At 47.9% G+C, this 22,875-nt stretch carries 18 protein-coding genes; 5 read left to right on the forward strand and 13 right to left on the reverse strand.

Going from position 1 to position 22,875, the window contains the following annotated elements; all coding sequences use genetic code 11:
* Positions 1-15: 15 nt before the first annotated feature.
* The 8 genes from BV494_RS19895 to BV494_RS19930 all read right to left on the reverse strand — a co-directional run bounded on the left by BV494_RS19895 (position 16) and on the right by BV494_RS19930 (position 10,722).
* Positions 16-621: a histidine phosphatase family protein gene (locus BV494_RS19895; RefSeq protein ID WP_104924387.1), complete on the reverse strand. Its 606-nt coding sequence runs from the start codon at positions 619-621 to the stop codon at positions 16-18.
* A gap of 37 nt (positions 622-658) precedes the next feature.
* The gene (locus tag BV494_RS19900; protein WP_104924388.1) at positions 659-1,846 is read right to left on the reverse strand and encodes a glycosyltransferase; all 1,188 of its coding nucleotides are present in this window, start codon (positions 1,844-1,846) and stop codon (positions 659-661) included.
* Complete coding sequence (locus tag BV494_RS19905) at positions 1,843-3,051, reverse strand: glycosyltransferase (protein ID WP_104924389.1); 1,209 nt, start codon at positions 3,049-3,051, stop codon at positions 1,843-1,845. The genes BV494_RS19900 and BV494_RS19905 overlap by 4 nt, the downstream gene beginning before the upstream one ends.
* Before the next feature lie 138 nt (positions 3,052-3,189).
* On the reverse strand, positions 3,190-4,752 hold the full coding sequence (locus BV494_RS19910; protein ID WP_104924390.1) for a polysaccharide deacetylase family protein: 1,563 nt from the start codon (positions 4,750-4,752) through the stop codon (positions 3,190-3,192).
* Positions 4,749-6,881 carry an ATP-binding cassette domain-containing protein gene (locus BV494_RS26105; protein WP_104924391.1) on the reverse strand — a complete coding sequence of 711 codons (2,133 nt, stop codon included), beginning with the start codon at positions 6,879-6,881 and terminating at the stop codon, positions 4,749-4,751. Before BV494_RS26105 ends, BV494_RS19910 begins: the two co-directional genes overlap by 4 nt.
* Positions 6,882-6,885: 4 nt before the next feature.
* Complete coding sequence (locus BV494_RS19920) at positions 6,886-7,734, reverse strand: ABC transporter permease (RefSeq protein ID WP_192938042.1); 849 nt, start codon at positions 7,732-7,734, stop codon at positions 6,886-6,888.
* 197 nt (positions 7,735-7,931) lie between these two features.
* Positions 7,932-9,296 carry a phosphohexomutase domain-containing protein gene (locus BV494_RS19925; protein WP_104924392.1) on the reverse strand — a complete coding sequence of 455 codons (1,365 nt, stop codon included), beginning with the start codon at positions 9,294-9,296 and terminating at the stop codon, positions 7,932-7,934.
* Between the two features lie 13 nt (positions 9,297-9,309).
* Complete coding sequence (locus tag BV494_RS19930; RefSeq protein WP_104924393.1) at positions 9,310-10,722, reverse strand: mannose-1-phosphate guanylyltransferase/mannose-6-phosphate isomerase; 1,413 nt, start codon at positions 10,720-10,722, stop codon at positions 9,310-9,312.
* A gap of 920 nt (positions 10,723-11,642) precedes the next feature.
* Between BV494_RS19930 and mug the strand changes: the two genes are divergently transcribed.
* Positions 11,643-12,140 (forward strand): G/U mismatch-specific DNA glycosylase, encoded by a 498-nt coding sequence (mug, locus tag BV494_RS19935; protein ID WP_104924394.1) that lies wholly within the window; start codon positions 11,643-11,645, stop codon positions 12,138-12,140.
* A gap of 100 nt (positions 12,141-12,240) precedes the next feature.
* Positions 12,241-13,604 (forward strand): IS3 family transposase gene (locus tag BV494_RS19940; protein ID WP_104924395.1). Its coding sequence is split into 2 segments (ribosomal slippage): positions 12,241-12,718 and positions 12,718-13,604, totalling 1,365 coding nucleotides; the frame shifts between segments, so codons are not numbered across the junction.
* Between the two features lie 71 nt (positions 13,605-13,675).
* Here the strand turns inward: BV494_RS19940 and rpoD are convergent.
* The 3 genes from rpoD to rpsU form a co-directional block, all read right to left on the reverse strand.
* A complete protein-coding gene (gene rpoD / locus BV494_RS19945; protein WP_104924396.1) occupies positions 13,676-15,514 on the reverse strand; it encodes an RNA polymerase sigma factor RpoD in 1,839 nt (612 codons plus the stop codon).
* Between the two features lie 244 nt (positions 15,515-15,758).
* Positions 15,759-17,507: a DNA primase gene (dnaG, locus tag BV494_RS19950; RefSeq protein ID WP_104924397.1), complete on the reverse strand. Its 1,749-nt coding sequence runs from the start codon at positions 17,505-17,507 to the stop codon at positions 15,759-15,761.
* Between the two features lie 135 nt (positions 17,508-17,642).
* Positions 17,643-17,858 carry a 30S ribosomal protein S21 gene (gene rpsU, locus BV494_RS19955; protein WP_001144069.1) on the reverse strand — a complete coding sequence of 72 codons (216 nt, stop codon included), beginning with the start codon at positions 17,856-17,858 and terminating at the stop codon, positions 17,643-17,645.
* A gap of 315 nt (positions 17,859-18,173) precedes the next feature.
* On the opposite strand from rpsU, the gene tsaD reads away from it, so the two are divergent.
* Entirely contained in the window at positions 18,174-19,187 is a 1,014-nt protein-coding gene (tsaD, locus tag BV494_RS19960) for a tRNA (adenosine(37)-N6)-threonylcarbamoyltransferase complex transferase subunit TsaD (protein WP_104924398.1), read from the forward strand.
* 173 nt (positions 19,188-19,360) lie between these two features.
* Here the strand turns inward: tsaD and plsY are convergent, their stop codons facing one another.
* Positions 19,361-19,990: a glycerol-3-phosphate 1-O-acyltransferase PlsY gene (gene plsY / locus BV494_RS19965; RefSeq protein ID WP_104924399.1), complete on the reverse strand. Its 630-nt coding sequence runs from the start codon at positions 19,988-19,990 to the stop codon at positions 19,361-19,363.
* Positions 19,991-20,097: 107 nt separating this feature from the next.
* Between plsY and folB the strand changes: the two genes are divergently transcribed.
* Both folB and bacA read left to right on the forward strand, forming a co-directional pair.
* Positions 20,098-20,454 carry a bifunctional dihydroneopterin aldolase/7,8-dihydroneopterin epimerase gene (gene folB, locus BV494_RS19970; protein WP_104924400.1) on the forward strand — a complete coding sequence of 119 codons (357 nt, stop codon included), beginning with the start codon at positions 20,098-20,100 and terminating at the stop codon, positions 20,452-20,454.
* A gap of 187 nt (positions 20,455-20,641) precedes the next feature.
* Positions 20,642-21,466, forward strand: coding sequence for an undecaprenyl-diphosphate phosphatase (gene bacA, locus BV494_RS19975; protein WP_192938182.1), 825 nt, complete (start codon positions 20,642-20,644; stop codon positions 21,464-21,466).
* 82 nt (positions 21,467-21,548) lie between these two features.
* Here the strand turns inward: bacA and BV494_RS19980 are convergent, their stop codons facing one another.
* Complete coding sequence (locus BV494_RS19980) at positions 21,549-22,784, reverse strand: multifunctional CCA addition/repair protein (protein WP_104924402.1); 1,236 nt, start codon at positions 22,782-22,784, stop codon at positions 21,549-21,551.
* Between the last annotated feature and the right edge of the window lie 91 nt (positions 22,785-22,875).

The following is a 22,875-nucleotide window of genomic DNA, read 5'->3' on the forward strand; positions in this document are numbered from 1 at the left end:
TTAAGAGTACCCGGTTCAATTGAGCTCTCCTTCTGTCCCATTCAATTTGATGTGCTCAAAACGAATAACTTTGTTATCACTGTTCTCAAAGTAAAGACAATCGCAATTACCAATAGGAAAGTCTGGGTAATCAGTGAGTTCCAGGTGCATTAAATTGAGATAAATTGAACGCAGAGTCCCTTCGTGTCCGACGATTAATATTTTATCGCTATCAGACCAGTACTTTGCACGAGTATTATACCATTCTGAAATACGAGCAACCATTTCCCGAAAAGTTTCCCCACCGGGATATTGTAAATCAGGTGATAACCACGGCTGACGGTAACGCTCATCGCGTGACCAAAGTTCTGGCAGGGTTATATGGCTTACGTCACCTGTATTCAGTTCTTTGATCTGATCTTCTATGTTCACAATTATTGGGCTATTCAATTCAGCAATAGTATTGACTGCACGGGAAAGCGGTGAAGAATAAATACGAGTAAATGGAATCCTACTAAGTTCCTGACAAACTCTTGAAGCTTGTTCTATTCCTTTACCTGATAAAGCATAATCGGATGAGCCACAAACGAGTTGTTGTTCGTTCGCAAGACTCGTGCCGTGTCTCAATAAATAAATTTCCATAATTCAACTCGAAGATAGTATGTCAGTAGAAGAGGCATTAAAACCCGTAGGTATTGCACACACCAACTTCAAAGTCGATATGCCTCTCATTCATGTCATCAGGGAAGTAAAAATTTCTCCCGATAAGATCTATTCGATCTTTCATAAGATGGCCAATAGATTCTATTGAGAATTCCCGCGCCAAACGCGACCTCGCTCTTACCGCTTTTTTAATCCAGGCGGTGTGGTTTTGAACAAGATCACTGAAAGCTTCAGCCGCATCTTCGAGATCAGGTTCCGCCCATACGTCGTCATGGCGGTATCGGGGACGGTTGTGCCCTACGGATTTTAATTCATAAGCAACCAGCCTTGAATCTGCTGAGTTACAAAAATCCATGTTGCCCGAATACCCCGTGACAAGAACGGGAATCCCGCGGCTCATCGCATCAGAGATTGTTAAACCAAAACCTTCAGCGCGATGTAATGAAACATAAGCATCGGCTGAGTCATACAACGCTTTCAACTCAGCTGCTTCCATATATCCATTAAGCACTATGACATTCTTATGTAACATGCATATGCTGCGCAACTTCTCTGCAAGCATCTTATCTTGATCGAGATTGCGAGTTTTCATTATTAATTTTACTGCAGGATTACCAGCATGAGCTTCGAGGAAGGCCCTAATAACAAAAAGAGGATTTTTTCTTTCAGCATCACTGAAAACATCAAAAACGGCTAAGAAATTAAACACATCAAATGATTTACCGTCCGCGCGCTCTACCATCCTATTATTTATCGGATTTTTCTCGATAGGGTAGGGCATTTTTACAACAGGAATATTTGCCGACAGCGAAACAGCTGACTGACATAAAGATGATGGAGTCCAAATTTCATCAAAGAACTCTAGTTGCCTTGCCCATTGACTTGGTATGGTGGGCATCTCATGAACCCAAAAGCCAATATTATAAAAACCTTTTAATGAATCCTTACCCAAACGAGAAAAATACAACGGAACTCTGCGGGCGTTAAAATGGAAAATGTTAATTTTATGATTTAGCGAAGAAATTAAATTGTCATCAATATTATTAGCATAATCAACAATTTCTTTCGGACCAGGACGCGAAAGAAGATGTATGTCGCAGGGGATATTTGAAGACTTTAGACATTCTATATTTAGAGCTGCAACACGTCCGATGCTATCTCGTGCTTCAAAAGGGCCAAAAAAATTAACGCCGTTTACTATCATATAGAGGTACCATTTAACGCTGTCAGCATTTTAGACAGCCTTCCAGACCAAGTATTATCTCCGACTAATACATTGACTTCGACTCTGGTGAATCGATTTCGCAAAAGTTGTTGTTCTATAGCGGTGACAAAATCTCCGGCAGTGTTTGCAACGAGCATTCCTTCACAGTTCGATTGAGAGAATGAAAGTGGTGTCGACACCACAGGAATACCTGCTGCCAAATATTCATAATACTTCATAGGAAACATAGAGCGTGTATATTCATTTATCAGGGAAGGCAACAGGCCCACCTGGATCCCACGAAGATAGTCTGGAAGTACGTGATAAGCACGGTAGCCCAAAAAATGCACATTGGGCAGTTTAGCTAACTCTGCGACTAAAGCACTTTTTTGCCCTTCCCGTTCCGCACCAATAAAAACCCAATGCCAGTCGGGCTTCATCCGTGCTGATGCGAGCAGCAACTGGAAATCGATTTTAAAATCGGAAAGCACACCGTGATAGCCTAATCTGGGTTCAGGAATGCAGGCCAGATCAGCAGGTAAATCCTTTTTATCCAGGGCTTTACCAAAGTGTTCTGCATCGACCACATTGGGAAGAAAGTGTGTGTTAGCGTTAAATTGAGAGCATCGTTCGGCGAGTGCCGGCGCAGTAGCAAAGACAATATCCGCTTGCTTTAGTAAACGTTCCTCCGCCTCGCGAAAGGCAACTGCATCAATGCCTGGCACAGCGGCCAAATCATCAACGCAGTGATACAGCAAGGCGCTGCTTTTCAGAGATGAAAATAGATCCAGCATAAACGGATGGTAAGTCCACACCAGTGGCGGTTTACTTACTTTAGCTGGCATATTGCGCCAGATCGTGAATTTAAGTAACCAACGATTTAACCAGCGGGTCAGCGGATATCGGTAACCTGCAGGGATCAACAGGGGTGAAAGTACGCGTATATGGGGAGCCCGCTGTGGGGCGCCAATGAGCAATGAGCGCAATCCTTTCGTCAAACGTTCCCTCAGGCGCTGCCAGTCACGTTTGCTTGCAGCGCTGGGTGCACGTAAGCCGACGCTCTCCACATAGAGTACTTCTACGCCAAGATCAGCAAGTGCTTTGGCGCTGTGCTGTTTATTCGTCCAGTAAGGTTCGTCCCAATCTGCTGTCGCAAAAAGTATGCAAGATTCTGGCGCAGGTATTTCATTAACACTTTCAGTCACGAAACACCTCCATAATGCACTTAGCGGCTTCTACATCATGTCCGTCAAAAATTCGTACTTCTGCACGGCCACGGAAAGCTAATATCAGTGGGGTGAATTTGATAACTTCAGGTCGGGTACCTAAAGCACTGAGCGTTTTCATGGCAGCACAAATCCATCAGTGATTTCATAGAGTGAACCGCAGAACTCTGCTGCAAATCTGAAGTTATGTTTTGCCTTGGGTGCACTAACTACGAGAGCGCCATCACGGTGACAGAACTGTATTTCAGCGCGGGCCCGCAAAAAGTCCAGAGCCTGACATTCATCTAAGAATAATGGGTGCTCTGAATTTTCCCGTATGTAGCTAATAAGATCCTGATGCGCCGTAATCCGGCTTTGTTCATCGATCCAACCGTATTGATATCTTTCTGAGAAAGGATGATCAAGGTACCCAAAGAGGGTGCGGGTTTCGAATGCACGGTCAAACGCCTGCTTGAATATTGCAAGCGGGTCACCTTCGGCCAGCATACAGTCGCCATGCATCATGCTTTGCTGGGAATGACCAACAAACCCAGCGGGAAGGCGGGCCAGCTCTCCCCCACGAGCGATTAAAAACTCGGGGTCATTGCGGATAATGCCGCCAATACAGCCCAGATAACCGACGTCGCACAGTGCCGCGAGTGCATAATCCGGAGACTGGTGGAAAGGGGAAACTGCATAATCCACAAGGATCCCCGTTACATTCTCAATTTTATTGCGTGACTCTGTACCTTCCCAATGTGCTGCCTCGTAGCTCCCTCCCCAATTAGGCGCATGGGTTGCCGTATGAGATAAAATTGCGCCGCCAGAGGCGATAAACGTCTCTAAAAATGCAGCGTGTTTATCATTTGGAAAGTTATTGGTATGCAGAGCCAGAGACAACGGGACGCCTGCTTCACGATACGCTGCCCAGAGCTGCTCAGCGGAGGCAATATCCTCATCGCAATCAAGTCGCATTGTAATGGCCGTATCATGACCAAAAGGGATCTCACTGAGCACTGGCCGGCATGGTAAAATGTCGTGGCGCCAGTTGCTGATGAAGGCCTCAATAAACCGCCATTCAAACGAGTCAATAAATCCGGCTTCTCGGTTCACCCAGAGCAAGCTGGTTTCCTGTTCATCAAACAGCGCGCAATAGGTGGTCAGAACTTGCCCATCAACCTGAATATTGGCAATTTCTGCAGCTTCTGGTGCGCGAAGTGCGGCTGTGACACTCCAGACCGAACCTTCCGCACGCACCGCGCCAAATCCGAGGTTATTCCACTCATCGGTGAAATCAAAGCGCTCTAATGCTCGGTTCCAGCTTTGGGCTCCCGGCAATACTGCAGAAGGTAAATAATGAATGAAGGCTTTGCTTTCTGCATATTGGCCGCTTTTTGCCACTGGGCTACGTGCCCACTTATCTGTGGGTTCTGGCCATTCGCTGGAAGTAATATTTAAGTGGCTCAGCAGACACTCTGGAAGCCGCCCGAAAAGGATAAGCTTACGTCTTCCGACGGATAACCAGTTGATCAGTTTCTCACCCAGGCTTTCATCCGGGTTAATTGCCAATATAAAGTTATTTTTCGAGATATCACCGGGGGCGATCGAATATGCTCCCGATGAAGTTACAGAGCGCCGAACGGCCGCAAGTACCAGCTCACCTATATTCTGATCTTTCCAGCTATAAAGAATACCTATCATGCAGTCACCACATGACGAAATTTGGCCCGATGGCCTACACGTATAAATTCATCGTGCCCAACAAATTCGACTTTCATCGCGTTAGGCCAGTAACCTTCAATTTTTGCAACGATCTGAGCTACGTCTGCATGAGGTTCAGGGACAATACGCATAAGCGGTATTTCTCCCCGCATATCGATTTGAAACTCCTGGATACCGCCAACCCGATAATCAAGCATGTCCTGGATAGTATGGGTTGGATACGCGACACCGTCCAAATGGATGATGTCATGAATACGGCCTGTCACATCCGTCAGATAAAATCCATCTTCACGCTGCTCAACGCTGGCCAGATCGCCGGTGGTATACCTGATTAGCGGCATTAGCCGGTTATGGAAGCCTGTAAATACCAGTTGGTGTTCACCGGAATCGTTGATGTGATCTTCAGGCCAACCTTCGGAATCAAGAACCTGCAGTCCTTTATCGTGATCGTGAAGCTCATAGGCCATTACACCTAGCTCGGCTAATCCGTAACGATCAACGACCCGGGCACCCAGTGCACGGGATATAGTTTCACGCATATAGGGTTCCAGTAGCTCACCGCTTGATTCGAATACTTCAAAACTTTTGGCACTGCCGTACTTACTTTCTATATAACAGGCTAGCGCATAAATTGTCGAAGGGTGCGCATGAACCATATAGGGTTTACGTCGTTTGAGGATTTCCCAAATTTCAGCCAAACCGGCATTATCCAGACGATCAAAGAAGATGTTACTTCGGTTCATCGCAAAGCATTTGAAATCTTCAAGCGTCGGCCAGCCGGGATCGACCATGTCCGGAAAACGACAGGCGAAATGCAATTCTGAACGCCATTTTTTATTACCGGCAGATTCGCGGGCAAAAAGAGTCACGGCCGCTGACCAATCGGCTGCTGGCTGGTCATAGGCTATATGGCAGGACAAACCGGTAGAGCCGCCCGTTTTACACATATGATGACGAACATCACTCAGAGGACGGGAATACAAACGTTCCCCTTGTTCTCGAATGATGTCTTTAGTCAGCAGGGGTAAATCTTGCAGATAGCGCAGATCCTGCTTAACGGAATCTGGATTAAAACCCAGAGCCGCGAACAGATCGCGATAATAGGGAACCTCACTGCCGGCAAAACGCAGAGTATCGACAAGCGACTCTTTGGCTTGGGCCAGGCGCTGTGAAAAAGGCTGGCTGTAGTGATGACGCAACGCCTGTACTTTTTCGCTGACCTGCCGCTTTTCGTGTCGTTCAGCAATAGGATAGGCAATATTCGCGCTGACTAAACCTTTAATCAGACTAAAAGGTTGTACGGAAAAGATCCGTTCAGAAGCGAGAAGCAAAGGGTGTTGCGAAGATATTTTTATCTCAGATAGTTTCAAAATCCCCCCTGTAGCCTCAGTATTGAGCCTCTCATCACTGACGATAATTCCGTGTTCAAGATGAATTTTGCGGTTACAAACACGCTCAATGAGCGCGGGTGAGTGTGATGCTAAAACTAAAATAGAAGCATTGTTCACTAAGGAATCCAGGCGTGTCGCAGCCTTTGCACTGAACTCAGCATCACCCACACTAAGCCATTCATCCATAATCAAGATTTCTGCATTTACGCTGGTAGAGATAGCAAAAGCGAGACGCAATTGCATACCACTGGAATACGTACGCACCGGTAAATTGAGATAATCACCTAAACCAGTGAAATCCGCGATTTCATCAATTTTGCTTCGTATATGCGCAGGTTTAAGGCCGTCAGTAATGCCACGCAGGTAAATATTTTCGAAGCCTGAGGCATCCGGGTCTATACCAGTGGAAACATCAAGCAGTGATGCAATACGCCCGTGGATGGATAATTTCCCATGCACCGGTGCATAAACACCTGACAGCACACGCAATAATGTCGTCTTACCTGAACCGTTGTGGCCCGTAAGACCCACGCGGTCGCCTTCACGTATATCAAAGTCGATCTCATTAAGTGCGCGAACAACAGGATGCTGCCCAACATTCACACCAATGCGTCCACCCGTTGTGAGATGCATAACAGTGTTTTTAAGCGAACGGTGTGAGTTGTCAAAAATAGGGAACTCAACACAGAGTTTCTCGGCACGAATATGTGTTTGCATGATATTACAACCAGTAAGCTACACGGTCACGGTAGCGGTTCATCAGATATTGAGCAAAAGCAAAACCTACGACCAGTAAAGCTATACTAGATGCCCAGGAAATAAGTGGTACAGGAGTGCCTAAAATCGGTGCCCGTACAATCTCTATGAGGTGGTAAAAAGGGTTAAATTCGGCTATCCAGGCACGATCTTTCAGTGCTGATGTTTGCCACATAACGGGAGTCACAAAGAAACAAACCTGGAAAAGACTGCCAATGATGGGAGCCACATCCCGAAATCTTGAACAAAGAATCCCAAAAACAACGCCTGACCAAACAGCATTAAGCAACACTATAAACAGCCCAGGAATGATCCAAAGGATTTCCCATGTAACCATATGCCCAAAGAAAAGCATAAATATTATTACGACAGGTAAGCTATGCAGCAAAATAATGAAATTGCGCCATGCCATGCGACAAACGTGTGTTGTGAGTGGCATACGTATTTGCTTGATGATATGTACTGACCCTATCAGGCTGATACAACCTTCATTTGCTGCCGTACTGATAAACTGCCAAACAACTAATCCGACTCCAAGATAGGGCAGATAAGAAGAAATTTCTTGCCCCAGAAGTTCTGAGTAAAGAAAACCTAAAGCCCCCACCATGATCAGTGTGGTCAATGTAAACCAAAATGGCCCCAATACAGACCGACGGTAACGCTGACGTATATCGTGCCAGCCCCAAATCAACCAGACATGATATGCCCTGATTCCCTCCAGCATATCGGTTTTGCCATTATGCTCTTTCCAGCCAGAGGGGGCATTATTTGCTTCGGCCTTCTCACGCGTTAAATCTGAGATGTTGGGATTCATTTCGTAATTGCCTTAAAAATAAATAAAACAAGTTCTTATAAGATCAATGTTGCCAGTCGAAGGGGCCAAAATAGAGTTTCTGGCCACCTTTACTTAATGGTGCCTTATAATATGCATGAAATATTTCAATGGTTTTTCAAAAAATTACCGAAATAAAGTATTTCAATTCTATCAACATGATCTTAGAAATATATCAGTTACATTTTTATCAAACGTTCGACTTCAGCAACTTTATCCCATACCAATTCCGGTTGACCCCGGCTTTCGATATTGAGGCGTAACAAAGGTTCAGTGTTGGAAGTTCGCACGTTCAATCGCCATTCAGGCATTTCCATACTTAATCCATCAGTAAAATCGACTGATATGGCATCATTTTTAAATTCATTTTCAATTCTTGTCAGAATATCTTTGGAATTTGATACCTTATAGTTTATTTCACCGCTGCATGGATAAGCTTGCATTGCTTTACGCACTAATTTTGACAATGATGAATTTTTTGAGGAAATAAGTTCAATTACCAACAGCCATGGGATCATACCGCTATCACAGTAAGCAAAATCGCGGAAATAATGGTGTGCACTCATTTCCCCACCATAGATTGCGTTTTCCGCACGCATTCTTTCTTTAATATAAGCATGGCCTGTTTTGCTTTTTACCGGGATCCCGCCGGCTTGTTGAACGACCTGCACTGTATTCCAGGTTAAGCGAGGGTCATGAATTATCTTAGCGCCTTTATTTTTTGTCAGAAAAGCTTCAGCTAGAAGGCCAACTATATAATATCCTTCTATAAAATCTGCATTTTCATCAAACAGGAAGCAGCGGTCGAAATCGCCATCCCAGGCAATACCCATATCCGCCTTGTGTTGCCTCACTGCATCTGCAGTCGCAGCACGGTTCTCTGGTAATAATGGGTTAGGGATTCCGTTAGGGAAATTGCCGTCTGGATTATGGTTAACTTTGATAAACTCAACGGGAACGTTTTGTTTTTTAAATACTGCTTCGATTTCATCGATGACATGGCCTGCAGCGCCATTTCCCGCATTTACCACTAACTTCAATGGTCTGATAGCCTTGAGATCAAGATAAGACATCAGATGGTCTATATAACTATCGAGAAGAGACATCTTTGAATAATGCCCTTTATTTTCGACAGCTTTAAAGTTCCCGATTTCAATCATATCGCGAATATCATTAAGTCCCGAGTCGCCGCTTATCGGTTTTGCGCCACGGCCGACTAACTTCATTCCGTTATAATCCATCGGGTTATGGCTTGCAGTCACTTCTATTGCGCCATCAACGTCAAGATGAAAAGCCGCAAAGTAAATTTCCTCTGTACCGGTAACACCGAGGTCAATGACATTTACGCCAGAATCTTGCAAACCATGTGACAGTGCGGCTTTAAGCGTTTCACTGCTCAGTCGAATATCACCGCCAATCGCGACTGTTTTAGCATTCATATATTGACCGAATGCCTTGCCAATAGAATAAGCAATATCAGCGTTGAGTTCATCGCCAAGACGGCCACGTATATCATAGGCCTTGAAACAAGTTAATGCAGACATTTAAAGCTCCAGTTTAATCGCGACCGTATTGATCCTGAATGCGGATGATATCATCGTCACCTAAATATGAACCTGACTGGATTTCAAGCAGTTCAAGAGGGATTTTTCCCGGGTTTTCCAAACTGTGAAAAGAACCAACCGGAATAAAAGTCGATTGGTTTTCAGTCAGCAAAAATTCTTTACCTTCGATTATTACTTTGCCTGTTCCAGATAAGACAACCCAGTGTTCAGCCCTGTGGTGATGCATTTGCATGGAAAATGCTCCACCAGGCTTAACTGTTACTCTGTTGACATTAAATCTTTTTTCCTGAACAACGGCATCACTACGTCCCCAAGGGCGGTAAGACTCACGGTGTTTACGGTATTCGCTACGTTGTTCAGCTTTCAAGAATTCGACAATTCTTTTAACGTCCTGAACTTTATTTTTGTCGACGACAAGTACAGCATCTTTGGTGCTAACAATAACCAGATTTTCAACGCCAATAGCAGCAACGAGTTTTTCATCGGTATTGATATAGCAATTCTCAGTGTTGTGGATAAAAGCGTCGCCTGTGATTGCGTTATTGGCAGTATCCTTTTCACTCACATCCCAGAGGGCAGACCAGGAGCCTACATCACTCCAACCGGCATTTAAGGATACAACAACAGCCTCATCAGTTTTTTCCATTACAGCATAATCCACTGATTCATCGGGACATGCCATAAAGCAGTCTTTGTCCAGATTAGTGAAAGCATCGTTTCTCGTAGAGTTTGCTATTGCTAACTCACAGGCTTCCAATATATCAGGCCGGTATTTTTTCAGTTCTTCCAGATATTTTTTAGCCCGGAACATAAACATCCCACTGTTCCAGTAATATTCACCTGATTCTATATATTTCCCGGCAGTTTCTTCGTCAGGCTTTTCTACAAATCTTTTTACTTTAAATAGCTCAGAGATATTGCCTACAATATCACCACGTTGAATATACCCATAACCAGTCTCTGGCCCTGTAGGCACAATACCGAATGTGACAAGACTATCTTTTTCAGCGTAAGGGGTTGCAAAGGCAATAGCCTGATGGAAGGCTTTAGTGTCATTAATGATATGATCTGCTGCTAAAACAAGCATTAATGGGTCATTACCATCAGAAATTGCATTTAATGCGGCTAATGCAATGGCTGGTGCTGTATTTCTCCCAACTGGCTCTAATATAATATTTTGGGATAATTTATCAATTTGACGTAGTTGTTCTGCAACCAAAAAACGATGCTCTTCGTTGCAAATAACAACGGGCTCGCGAACTTCTAAACCATTTAATCGCTCAACCGTTTCCTGCAACATAGAAAGCCTGCCATGTAAACGCAAGAACTGTTTAGGATAAAGTTCCCTTGACATCGGCCATAAACGGCTGCCTGTACCACCAGCCATAATTACAGGGAGTAACATCGATAATTCCTTCTATTTCAATTTGTTATTAATATTGCATTACCTGTAGTGAATGTTTGGCTAACAGGTTTTGTGTTAAAAATGACCACGCTACCGCCCTCGGCTCAGTAGCAACCGATACACTCAATAGGACAGGGATAGATGACACACAGCCTAAAGATTTTCACAATAAATGAGATAAGATTCATCTTATAGGTGCTTGAGTATTGCTGGTCACCAAATCAAATGCTGGTGCTAATTTTCGTGCTAGTTCGTGATGATTACAAGGGATAATCATTATTAGACTGAATTTGTTTTGATGGGAGGGGGAATAATGGAGCAGTCTTTGTAGTCGGGGATTGGTTCTGCTGTTGAGGGTCAATAATTTAATTGTGCGAGTTGTCAACAATAGTTGAAAAATTGCTCAAAAATTAAGTTCCAGGATTAAAAATCCCATCCTTTGATAAAGGGGCTTTTGGCGGATGGTGTTTCTTTAATAGACGGGGTCTTACGTGATTGGCTTAGATATCAGCCAGTTTAACGAGAAACTAGAATATTAAATACCCGCGAGGGAAGACAACTCAAACTCAAATGGCAGATTCGCCCTATTCCGTGAGCTTTTGGCGTGTTCTATCCTGAGTAAAAATCGGGTTAACAGACAATTGCGGCAATGATTAAGTCACTCCTTGCGAAGTGGCTTAATCATATGATTTTAAAGCTAAAATTTGGTGGCCCTTGCTGGACTTGAACCATCAAGCGATTATGAGTCGCGTGCTTTAACCAACTGAGCTATAGAGCCGAGGTGCGGGATTATACGGTAAACACCGGTTACAGGTCTATACGTGTTCGGTTTGTATGCGCGTTTTGTGCACAGTTCTAGTCTGTTGTGTTCGCAGACTTTTTTACCTATAACTCGAGCAAATACGTCTCAGGAAAACATTATGCTTACAGATATCCTCGTGGAGGATCTTCAGGTTGTGTTCTGCGGCATTAATCCCGGTCTTTCTTCTGCTCACAAAGGTTATCCTTTTGCGAATGGGAGTAACCGTTTCTGGAAAGTGATTCATCAGGCGGGTTTCACCGGGCGTCAGTTAGTGCCGGAGCAGTGGCAGCAGTTGACGGATTTTGGCTGCGGTATCACGGCGCTTGTGGCGCGTCCGACGGTGGAAGCCAGCGAGCTGAATCGGGATGAACTGCGCAATGGTGGTGAGGTGCTCAAAGAGAAAATCTCGCGCTATCAGCCGCGTGCGTTGGCGATTCTGGGGAAACAGGCCTTCAGCAAAGCGTTTGGCATCAGCAAAGTTAACTGGGGGCGTCAGGCGCTGAAAATTGGCCGGACGGAGGTCTGGGTTTTGCCGAATCCCAGCGGGCTGAATCGTGCGACGCTCGATGAGCTGGTTGTTTCATACCGTGAGCTGTATACGTCGCTGAATCCCTGAATGTCTGGTGAATCCGAATAAAAAAAAGCCCCGCCATTTCCAGAGAAAGTGGACTGCACCCCAAAAGTTGGACACCCAACTGAGTAAGGTGCAGTTTTTTATGGCAAAGCCAAAATATTCCCTCGAAACCAGAATGGCAGTGGTCAGCCATTACCTCTCCGGTCATGACGGGACACAACGGACCGCAGAACGTTTTGGGGTCGAAAGAACGTCAGTTCGTCGCTGGGTCAGGGCCTGGCAATTACACGGCATTGATGGCATTGCCTGGAAAAATGACCGCCATTCTCCGGCGTTCCGGATTGCTGTTGTCCGCACTGCTCTCGATGAAGAACTTTCGATGCGTGAAGCTGCTGCACGGTTTAATATCTCAAATGAAACCGTTGTCCGGCACTGGATTAATGTCTACAAAGACGCAGGTGAGAAAGGACTTCTGAGCATAAAACCGGGCCGGAGCAAAGACATGGCAAAACCCCAAAAAGCCTCACCCCTTACTGATGCAGCGCTGGAAAAGTTATCTCCCGAAGAACTGCGGGCTGAACTCCGTTATCTGCGTGCAGAGAATGCTTACCTAAAAAAGCTGAAGGCCTTAGTTCAAAGCGAGAAAAACGGCAGAAAGCCAGAATAATCAGTGAGCTAAGGCGTAAGTATGCGCTCAATGACCTTCTATGTGCAGCGGGTATGTCCCGCAGTACGTGGTATCACAATATGGATGCGCTGAAGCGGGTGGACAGGCATGCTGAGCTGAAAGACAAAATCAGTGAGATATATCACTGCCACAAAGGGCGTTATGGCTACCGCAGGATCACGCTCTCACTGAGAAAGCAGGGACTGCTGGTGAACCATAAAACAGTACAGCGGCTGATGGCGGAGCTGTCGCTCCGGTCTCTGGTAAGGGTGAAGAAATATCGCGCGTGGAAAGGAGAAACTGGCAGGGTTGCGCCCAACATCCTGAGGCGGGACTTCAGTGCATCAAAAGCCAACGAAAAGTGGGTTACGGATGTGACAGAGTTCTCGGTACAGGGTAAAAAGCTTTACCTGTCGCCGGTGCTCGATCTTTTTAACCGGGAAATTATCTCATACAGCCTGTCGGAGAGACCGGTGATGGAAATGGTTAATACCATGCTGCGTGATGCGTTTTTAAAGCTCAGCCCGGAAGATGCCCCCCTGTTGCACTCGGATCAGGGCTGGCAGTATCGAATGGCAGGCTATCAGGCAAAGTTAAAGGCGCAGGGCATGACGCAAAGTATGTCGCGTAAAGGAAACTGCCTGGATAATGCGGTGATGGAGAACTTCTTCGGTACGCTGAAATCGGAGTATTTTTATCTGAGTCAGTTCAGCAGTATCAATGAACTGAGGAAGGGGATAGAGGAATATATTCATTACTACAACAACGAAAGAATAAGCCTGAAATTAAAAGGCCTGAGTCCGGTGGAATACCGAACCCAGGCCCTGAAAGCCGCTTAACATGAACTGTCCAACTTTATGGGGTCAGTCCAAAAGGCGGGGCTTTTTAATGGCTGACAGCCTGAGGGTGATTAATCGTCCAGGAAACTGCGCAGCACTTCGGAGCGGCTTGGGTGGCGCAGTTTACGCAACGCTTTCGCTTCGATCTGACGGATACGTTCACGGGTAACGTCGAACTGTTTGCCCACTTCTTCCAGAGTGTGGTCAGTGTTCATGTCGATACCGAAACGCATACGCAGAACTTTCGCTTCACGTGCGGTCAGGCCAGCCAGAACGTCATGCGTTGCAGAACGCAGGCTTTCAGACGTTGCAGAATCCAGTGGCAGTTCGAGGGTTGTATCCTCGATGAAATCACCCAGATGCGAATCTTCATCGTCGCCGATTGGCGTTTCCATGGAGATTGGCTCTTTGGCGATTTTCAGCACTTTACGGATTTTGTCTTCCGGCATCAGCATACGTTCAGCCAGCTCTTCCGGCGTAGGTTCGCGGCCCATCTCTTGCAGCATCTGACGCGAAATACGGTTGAGTTTGTTGATTGTCTCAATCATATGTACCGGGATACGGATGGTACGCGCCTGGTCAGCGATGGAGCGGGTGATAGCCTGACGGATCCACCATGTTGCATAAGTAGAGAACTTATAACCACGGCGATATTCAAACTTATCAACGGCTTTCATCAGGCCGATGTTACCTTCCTGGATCAGGTCGAGGAATTGCAGACCACGGTTGGTGTATTTCTTCGCGATAGAAATAACCAGACGTAAGTTTGCTTCAACCATCTCTTTCTTCGCGCGACGGGCTTTCGCTTCGCCGATCGACATGCGACGGTTGATATCTTTAACCTGTTCGATAGTCAGGCCAGTTTCTTCTTCGATCTGACGCAGTTTCATCAGGCCGCGTTGTACGTCTTCGGTGACTTCTTTCAACTTCTCAGACCACGGTTTACCCATAGCCAGAGCGGCATCAAACCAGGTATCGCTGGTTTCGTTACCGGCGAACAGGTTGACGAAGTTTTTCTTCGGCATTTTGCACTGTTCAACGCACACTTTCATGATCAGACGTTCCTGGGCACGCACGCGATCCATCATGGAACGCATGCTGTTAACCAGGAAATCGAACTGTTTTGGCACCAGACGGAACTGTTTGAATACGTCAGACAGTTTCAGGATTTCTTCTGCTGCACTCTTGTGGCTACGGCCGTTTTTCTTGATGACCAGACGCGTCGCTTCATGCTGTTCACGCAGTTCGGTGAACTTCTGGCGAGCCAGTTCCGGGTCGATGCTGTTGTCGTCTTCAGCATCGTCGTCTTCATCTTCGTCTTCTTCGTCATCAGTCTGCTCTTCTGTGGTCAGTTCAGAACCCACGTGAGTGGCAGTTGGCGCGATTTCTTCTTCGGCGTTAGGGTCAACAAAACCGGTGATCAGATCAGACAGACGAACTTCGCCTGCTTCAACGCGGTCATATTGCTCTAACAAATAGGTGATAGCTTCAGGATATTCAGCAACGGAGCACTGGACCTGATTGATACCGTCTTCGATACGTTTGGCGATGTCGATTTCGCCTTCACGGGTCAGAAGTTCAACGGTACCCATCTCGCGCATATACATACGCACAGGGTCGGTGGTACGGCCAATTTCAGATTCTACGCTGGAAAGTACCTGCGCCGCCGCTTCTGCAGCGTCTTCGTCCGTATCAGGGCGGTTTTCGGCCAGCATTAAATCATCGGCGTCAGGGGCTTCTTCAAGAACCTGAATGCCCATGTCGTTAATCATCTGGATGATGTCTTCGATCTGGTCGGAATCGACGATATCTTCCGGCAGATGGTCATTGACCTCAGCATAGGTCAGATAGCCTTGCTCCTTACCACGGGTGACAAGTAGCTTAAGCTGTGACTGCGGGTTTTGCTCCATAAGACGGTATCCACACTTCAGAGTATTTGGGTTGGTGTCGGTCGGGTAACATCGCCAACAATAACGTTAGGGGCGTTTATTGTGCCGCGGCCCACCAGGGCGGCTCTGCGCAGGGCCATGCCCCGCTATATATCGGCACTTAAGCCGTGTCTTGGTGTTACCCGTCATTCTTCACGCTGCAGATGCGTTTGCCGCCTTCCTGCAACTCGAGTTATTTAGGGTAACCTTCTAATGTTCTTATTTTTTAAGACTTTCTCGCAAGTACCTGGTTCAGGGAACTGACTTCTGTGCGCTCCTCCGGACTCAGGCCATGCGTCCTGGCTTTTGCAATCAAGGTTTCAAGCCGTTGCTCTAAAATAGAGTCATACAGGCTGGCCAGCGTGGCACGAAATTCTTCTTCGACCATCTCCTCTACGATCATGTGGTTCCATGTCGCCAGAGTTTCAAGCTGCTGGTAGAACTTATTGTCACGATACAGTTCCAGCAATTGTCCTGTTGTCAGCCCTGGTTGGGCTAAGCAAGTCGTGACTAACTCGCTGAACAGATCCAATCCTGGTTGCTTCGCTTGCTCCAAACCTTGCAGCGAGGGTATAAGTGTAGCCAGTTGTGGGTTTTGTACCAGTAACCCTATAAGTATACGCATGGTTGTGCGTTTTAGCTGTGGCACCTGGTAGACATTGCTACCTTCTGCCTGTTTAGGCATCAGCTTTTCCAACTGGCTGTCATCTAAAATGCCGAGCTTATTCCCTAACTGCTGACGCAAATACATCCGTAACGTTTCACCGGGAACCTGGCGGATCAGCGGCAATGCCAGCATGCTCAATTTGGTCCGCCCGTCAGGGCTGCTCAAATCCACCTGCGGCATTAGAGAATCAAACAGGAAAGTGGAAAGCGGCATCGCCTGCTCCATCCTTTGTTCGAACGCTTCTTTGCCTTCTTTACGTACCAGCGTGTCCGGATCTTCGCCGTCGGGTAAAAACATAAAACGCAGTTGACGGCCATCGTTGAGATACGGCAATGCCGTTTCCAGTGCGCGCCATGCGGCTTCACGTCCCGCGCGGTCACCGTCATAACAACAAACGATGTTATCTGTGCTGCGGAACATCAGCTGTATGTGGTCCGCCGTCGTGGAGGTTCCCAGCGACGCAACGGCATAATCGATGCCGAACTGCGCCAGCGCGACGACGTCCATATAGCCTTCAACCACCAGCAAACGCGGCGGGGAAGGGGCTTTCAACTGTGCTTCATACAGGCCATATAACTGGCGGCCTTTATGGAAAATCTCGGTTTCCGGTGAGTTCAGGTATTTCGGCGTATCGTTGCCCAAAACCCTGCCACCAAACGCAATCACGCGGCCACGTTTGTCACGGATCGGGAACATCACCCGTTCGCGAAAACGATCATAGCTGCGTCCGTTGTCATTGGTGACCAACATACCGGCGTCGATCAGAGACGCTTTATCATCGGCATTCTTACCGAAACGCTTTAACACGTTGTCCCAGCCCGGTGGGGCGAAACCAATGGCAAAATGATTGATGACGTCTTCACTTAAACCGCGCCGGGCAAGGTAGTCTCTGGCCGGTGCACCTGCAGGTTGTTTAAGTGATTGCTGATAGAACTCGCTAAGCGGTGCCATCAACTGGTAGAGGCTTTGACGCTGATGACGCTCCATCTGAGTCGGGCCAGTGCCTGCTTCGTACGGCACTTCCAAACCCTGCATTGTCGCCAGTTCCTCAATGCTTTCGACAAACTCAAGTCTGTCATAGTTCATCAGGAAATCGACGGCATTGCCGTGGGCACCACAGCCGAAACAGTGATAAAACTGCTTATCGCCATTTACGGTAAATGAGGGTGTTTTCTCATGGTGGAAAGGGCAGCACGCATGATAATTTTTACCCTGTTTCTTGAGCTTTACACGAGCGTCGATCAAATCGACGATATCGATACGAGCCAGCAAGTCATTGATAAATACGCGCGGAATTCTCCCAGCCATAAGCCCCTTACTCACTAGCCTATAAACGAGAACAAGCCGCGCATTCCTTTCGGAAAGCACGGCCTTCGTATGCTACTACGCAGTCTGCGCGTTCTTAATATTGCAAATCACGCGATTTGGGGTTGCCCCCGAAGATTAATACAGACGAGTGCGGCGTGCGTTTTCGCGAGCCAGTTTCTTGGCGTGGCGTTTTACTGCAGATGCTTTAGCGCGTTTACGTTCGGTAGTCGGTTTTTCATAGAATTCACGACGACGAACTTCTGCCAGAACACCTGCTTTTTCGCAGGAACGCTTGAAGCGACGCAGAGCTACGTCGAACGGCTCGTTTTCACGTACTTTAATTACAGGCATGTGCCTCTCACCTCGATAAAATCGGTTTGTTTGCTGGTGTTGTACCAGCACATTTCAAAATGGTGCGGAATTTTACTTCAATTCCCGTCGACTTGTAAAGCACAACGGCAAATTGAAGCGGGCGCCTCTTGCAACCCTTCTGCAACATCGTGCGCTCGCTTTTGCGTCGGGCGGCGATTATATACCAATCAATCCAAATTGCTCGACATTAATTGCCCGCAGCGTGAGGAATTCCTTCACCGGTGCAGCACCTGCCAGGGCTTGTGTGATAAACTGCGCGCCGCGAGTTAGCCTGAAACCATGATGGAAAGAGTGATGCGAGTACTGGGTATTGAAACGTCCTGCGATGAAACCGGAATTGCAGTTTATGACAGCGAAGCCGGTCTGTTAGCCAACCAACTGTATAGTCAGGTAAAACTGCATGCAGATTACGGCGGTGTTGTGCCTGAACTGGCCTCGCGTGACCATGTACGTAAAACCGTACCGCTGATTCAGGCTGCGTTGAAAGAAGCCGGGCTGACCGCTCAGGATATCGATGGCGTGGCGTATACCGCCGGTCCGGGACTTGTCGGTGCGTTGCTGGTTGGCGCAACCATCGGGCGTTCTCTGGCGTTTGCCTGGAATGTGCCAGCCGTGCCCGTACATCATATGGAAGGCCATTTGCTGGCTCCGATGCTGGAAGATAATCCGCCTGATTTTCCGTTTGTCGCCTTGCTGGTTTCGGGCGGTCATACGCAGTTAATCAGCGTGACCGGCATTGGTGAATATACTTTGCTCGGTGAATCAATTGACGATGCAGCAGGCGAAGCATTTGATAAAACAGCCAAATTATTAGGACTGGATTATCCGGGTGGCCCGTTGCTGTCAAAAATGGCGGCGCAGGGTGTTGCCGGGCGCTTTACGTTCCCGCGTCCGATGACTGATCGTCCGGGGCTGGATTTCAGTTTTTCCGGCCTGAAAACATTCGCCGCCAACACGATCCGCGGCAATGACAGCGATCCACAAACCCATGCCGATATCGCCCGCGCATTCGAAGATGCTGTGGTGGATACGCTGGCCATTAAGTGCAAACGCGCGCTGGATCAGACTGGTTTTAAACGTCTGGTCATGGCGGGTGGCGTCAGTGCAAACCGTACGTTACGAGCGAAATTAGCCGAAATGATGACTAAGCGTGGCGGCGAAGTCTTCTACGCACGCCCTGAATTTTGTACCGATAACGGTGCGATGATCGCTTATGCGGGTATGGTGCGCCTGAAAACGGGTGCTACGCCGGACTTAGGTGTGACCGTGCGCCCGCGCTGGCCGTTGGCCGAACTTCCGCCAGTCTGATCGGGGCTGTGGCTGCGTTGCTGCGTCGACCCGAAATGCTCACATACTGATGTATGCTGCGCTTTCAGGTTTCCTGACGCCTTGCCTCGCTCCCGTTCAGTCAGGCTTGTATTGCTAATTGCGAAAAAAAACAACCTTCAATGAGGTCGTTTTTTTATGCCTGAAATTTGGCGTTATTCTGTTTTTTCGTCGTCCGCTTCTTTACGCTTTTTCTTCAGCTTATCCCAGATTTTCCCTTCCTGACCGCGCCACAGACGCTGAATATTGTCGTGATGACGTAATAAAATCAGGCAGGAAAGCATGGCGACCGGGAAGGTAAATTCAGGTTTAAACCACCAGACGTAGAAAGGCGCGATGAGCGCACTGACAATCGCACCCAGAGACGAGTATCCGCTGAGCAGCACGGTCAGAAGCCATGTGCCGGTCATCAGGCCGGTTAAGTCCCAGCCGATAGGGGCGATGGCACCGAAGGCCGTGGCCACACCTTTGCCGCCTTTAAAGCGGAAGAAAACCGGATAGATATGGCCGACACACGCCGCAATGGCGGTCAGACCGAGATACATCGGGGGAATATTCAGGCGGTACGCCAGCCAGACGGGCAGCATGCCTTTGAGCACATCGAAGATCAGAACGGCCGCTGCGGCCAGGCGTCCGCCCAGGCGCAAAACATTCGTAGCACCGGGATTGCCAGAGCCAGCCTTGCGCGGATCCGGTAAACGGGCGACCCGGCAGACCAGAATCGCACTCGAAATCGAGCCGCAAAGGTAGGCGAAAATAATCATTCCAAGCGCGGTAGCACTCATAAAGCTGTTCCGTCTAATAAGGGTCGTTTTAATCGCAACATCCATGGATAATACGCATTTTCTGCTGGAAGTGGTATCCGGCTGGGTCAAAAACAGAGAATCGCGTGATGGATATCGTATTTATTGAGCAACTAAATGTAATCACCACTATCGGCGCTTACGACTGGGAACAGACCATTAAACAGAAACTGGTGTTCGATATCGAAATGGCCTGGGATAACCGAAAATCCGCCGCCAGCGACGATGTGAACGACTGTTTAAGCTACGCCGATGTCAGTGAAGCCGTCATTGGGCACGTCTCATCGCAGAATTTTGCGCTGGTCGAACGCGTTGCCGAAGAAGTGGCGGCGCTGTTGCTGGCACGTTTTAACTCGCCGTGGGTACGAATTAAGCTCAGCAAACCCGGCGCAGTCGCGCAGGCGGCGAACGTTGGCGTGGTGATTGAGCGCGGAAAACGTTTTTAAACCCTGTCAGGGATAAAATTCGGAATCCGGTCGTATATTAATTGTCATGAAAAAACGTTAAAAGAGCACTCGGCGTAACCGGTTGTTCTTACGTGAAGCGGCGAAGTTGATGCCGCTTTTTTATTGTGTGGCGTTTTAACTGTTTTTTCCCATTTGCGGATACTTAACAGGGTTGGGGTCGATAATGATCGTTGAAAGTCATTCTTTGCTTGTAGCAGCTATTTTGGGTGTTGTTGAAGGGCTGACAGAGTTCCTGCCTGTTTCTTCCACCGGTCACCTGATTATTGTAGGTAACCTTCTTGGTTTTACGGGAGATACGTCGAAATCCTTTGAAGTGGTCATTCAGCTGGGGTCAATTCTGGCTGTCGTGGTGATGTTCTGGCGTCGCTTGTTTGGCATGATTGGCCTGCATTTTGGCAAGCCACCGGCTCATGAAGGCACGGGGACGCGCCGTCTGAATCTCGGGCATATTATTTTGGGGATGATCCCGGCCACGATTCTTGGCTTGCTGCTGCACTCAAAAATTAAATCCCTTTTTGAGCCTAAATACGTCATGTACTCGCTGGTTGTCGGCGGTGTTTTACTGATTGCCGCTGAATTGCTTAAACCCAAAAAACCGCGCGCAGAAGGGCTGGATGACATTACCTACGTGCAGGCGTTTATGATCGGGGTCTTTCAGTGTCTGGCACTGTGGCCAGGTTTTTCCCGTTCCGGGGCGACCATCAGTGGCGGGATGTTAATGGGGATCAGCCGTTTTGCCGCGTCTGAGTTCTCTTTCCTGCTGGCAGTGCCGATGATGATGGGTGCAACGGTTCTGGATTTATACAAGAGCTACAGCTTCCTTACGCTGGCGGATTTACCGATGTTCGCCACCGGTTTTATCACAGCATTTATTGTGGCGCTGATCGCGATTAAAACCTTCCTTGCAGTGATTAAACGCATTTCGTTTATCCCGTTTGCGATTTATCGTTTCTTCGTCGCTCTGGCGGTATATTTCGTCTTTATTGCCTGATTATTCGTTCAATCACGCAAAAAAAGCCCCGCCGGTTTTGCCGTGCGGGGCTTTATTTTTTGAGTTTTGCAACGCGGAAAAATTAAACAGCCGTTTCCTGCGATTGCTTCCAGTCAGCCAGTGCCTGAGTACGCCGTTTTTTCAGTTCATCACGGATCGCCATGCCCTGAAAACCGGCATCCAGCACTTCTTTATTGGAAATGCTGTTCGCCACTTTGAAGGCTTCCCGTAAGTAATCGCCCTGCGGATAAGGGTTATTCTCGAACGTGGTTCGCCCGCGTGCATCGGCTTCGCTGGTCATGATCATCTGCTCAAGACGCTGCGGTTTGCGCCAGACGTCGAGGGTATCGAACAATTTCAGCAAGGTTTCCGGACGCAGCTTATTCACGGTGTGGATGAGGTCATGGAACTCGGCGACCAGCTTTGCCAGATCGCGGATATGCGTCGGCACTTTCAGGCGCTGGCAAATATTCTTCACCAGTTTCACGCCAGCCGGGCCGTGGCCATGATGATGTGGCCAGTACTGCGGCGGCGTCAGACCTTTTCCTAAATCGTGGCACAGTGCGGAAAAACGCACATCGACGTCAGGCGTCAGCATGCTGGCGATTTTCAGCGTCATCAGCGTATGAATGCCGGTATCGATTTCCGGATGCCATTTCTCCGGCGCGGGCACGCCAAACAGCGCATCGATTTCAGGGAACAACACTTTCAGCGCGCCGCAGTCGCGAAGCACCTGAAAATACACCTGCGGATCCTGCGTTTGCAGCGCCTTTTCGGTTTCTTTCCACACGCGTTCTGCCGTCAGGGCTTCCAGCTCACCGCTTTCGGCCATTTGTTGCATCAGCGTCTGGGTTTCAGGTGCGACAGTAAAACCTAAATGCGCAAATCGTGCCGCGAAACGGGCTACGCGCAGAACGCGTAACGGATCTTCGCCGAACGCATTAGAAACGTGGCGTAGCAGACGCAATTCGATATCACGCTGGCCGTGATAAGGGTCGAAAAGTTCACCGCTGTCACTTTTAGCGATCGCGTTAATGGTCAGGTCGCGTCGCATCAGATCTTGTTCAAGCGTCACATCCGGCGCGGCATAACAGGTAAAACCGTTGTAACCGGAACCCGATTTTCTTTCCGTTCGCGCCAGCGCGTATTCATCGTGAGTTTTGGGATGCAGGAACACCGGGAAATCTTTGCCGACCTGCTGATAGCCGTTCTCGAGCATATATTCAGGCGTTGCGCCGACCACCACCCAATCGTGTTCAGACACAGGCAGGTTTAATAAACTGTCTCGGACTGCGCCGCCGACCAGGTAAATCTCCACGCGATAACTCCTGAAATAAGTCAATTCCAACGCATTATGCTGCTGAAAGCCGAGCAGGGCGCTCTGTCTTTATCATAGCAAAGTTGTGTCG

This window comes from Rahnella sikkimica, assembly GCF_002951615.1.
Taxonomy (GTDB): domain Bacteria; phylum Pseudomonadota; class Gammaproteobacteria; order Enterobacterales; family Enterobacteriaceae; genus Rahnella; species Rahnella sikkimica.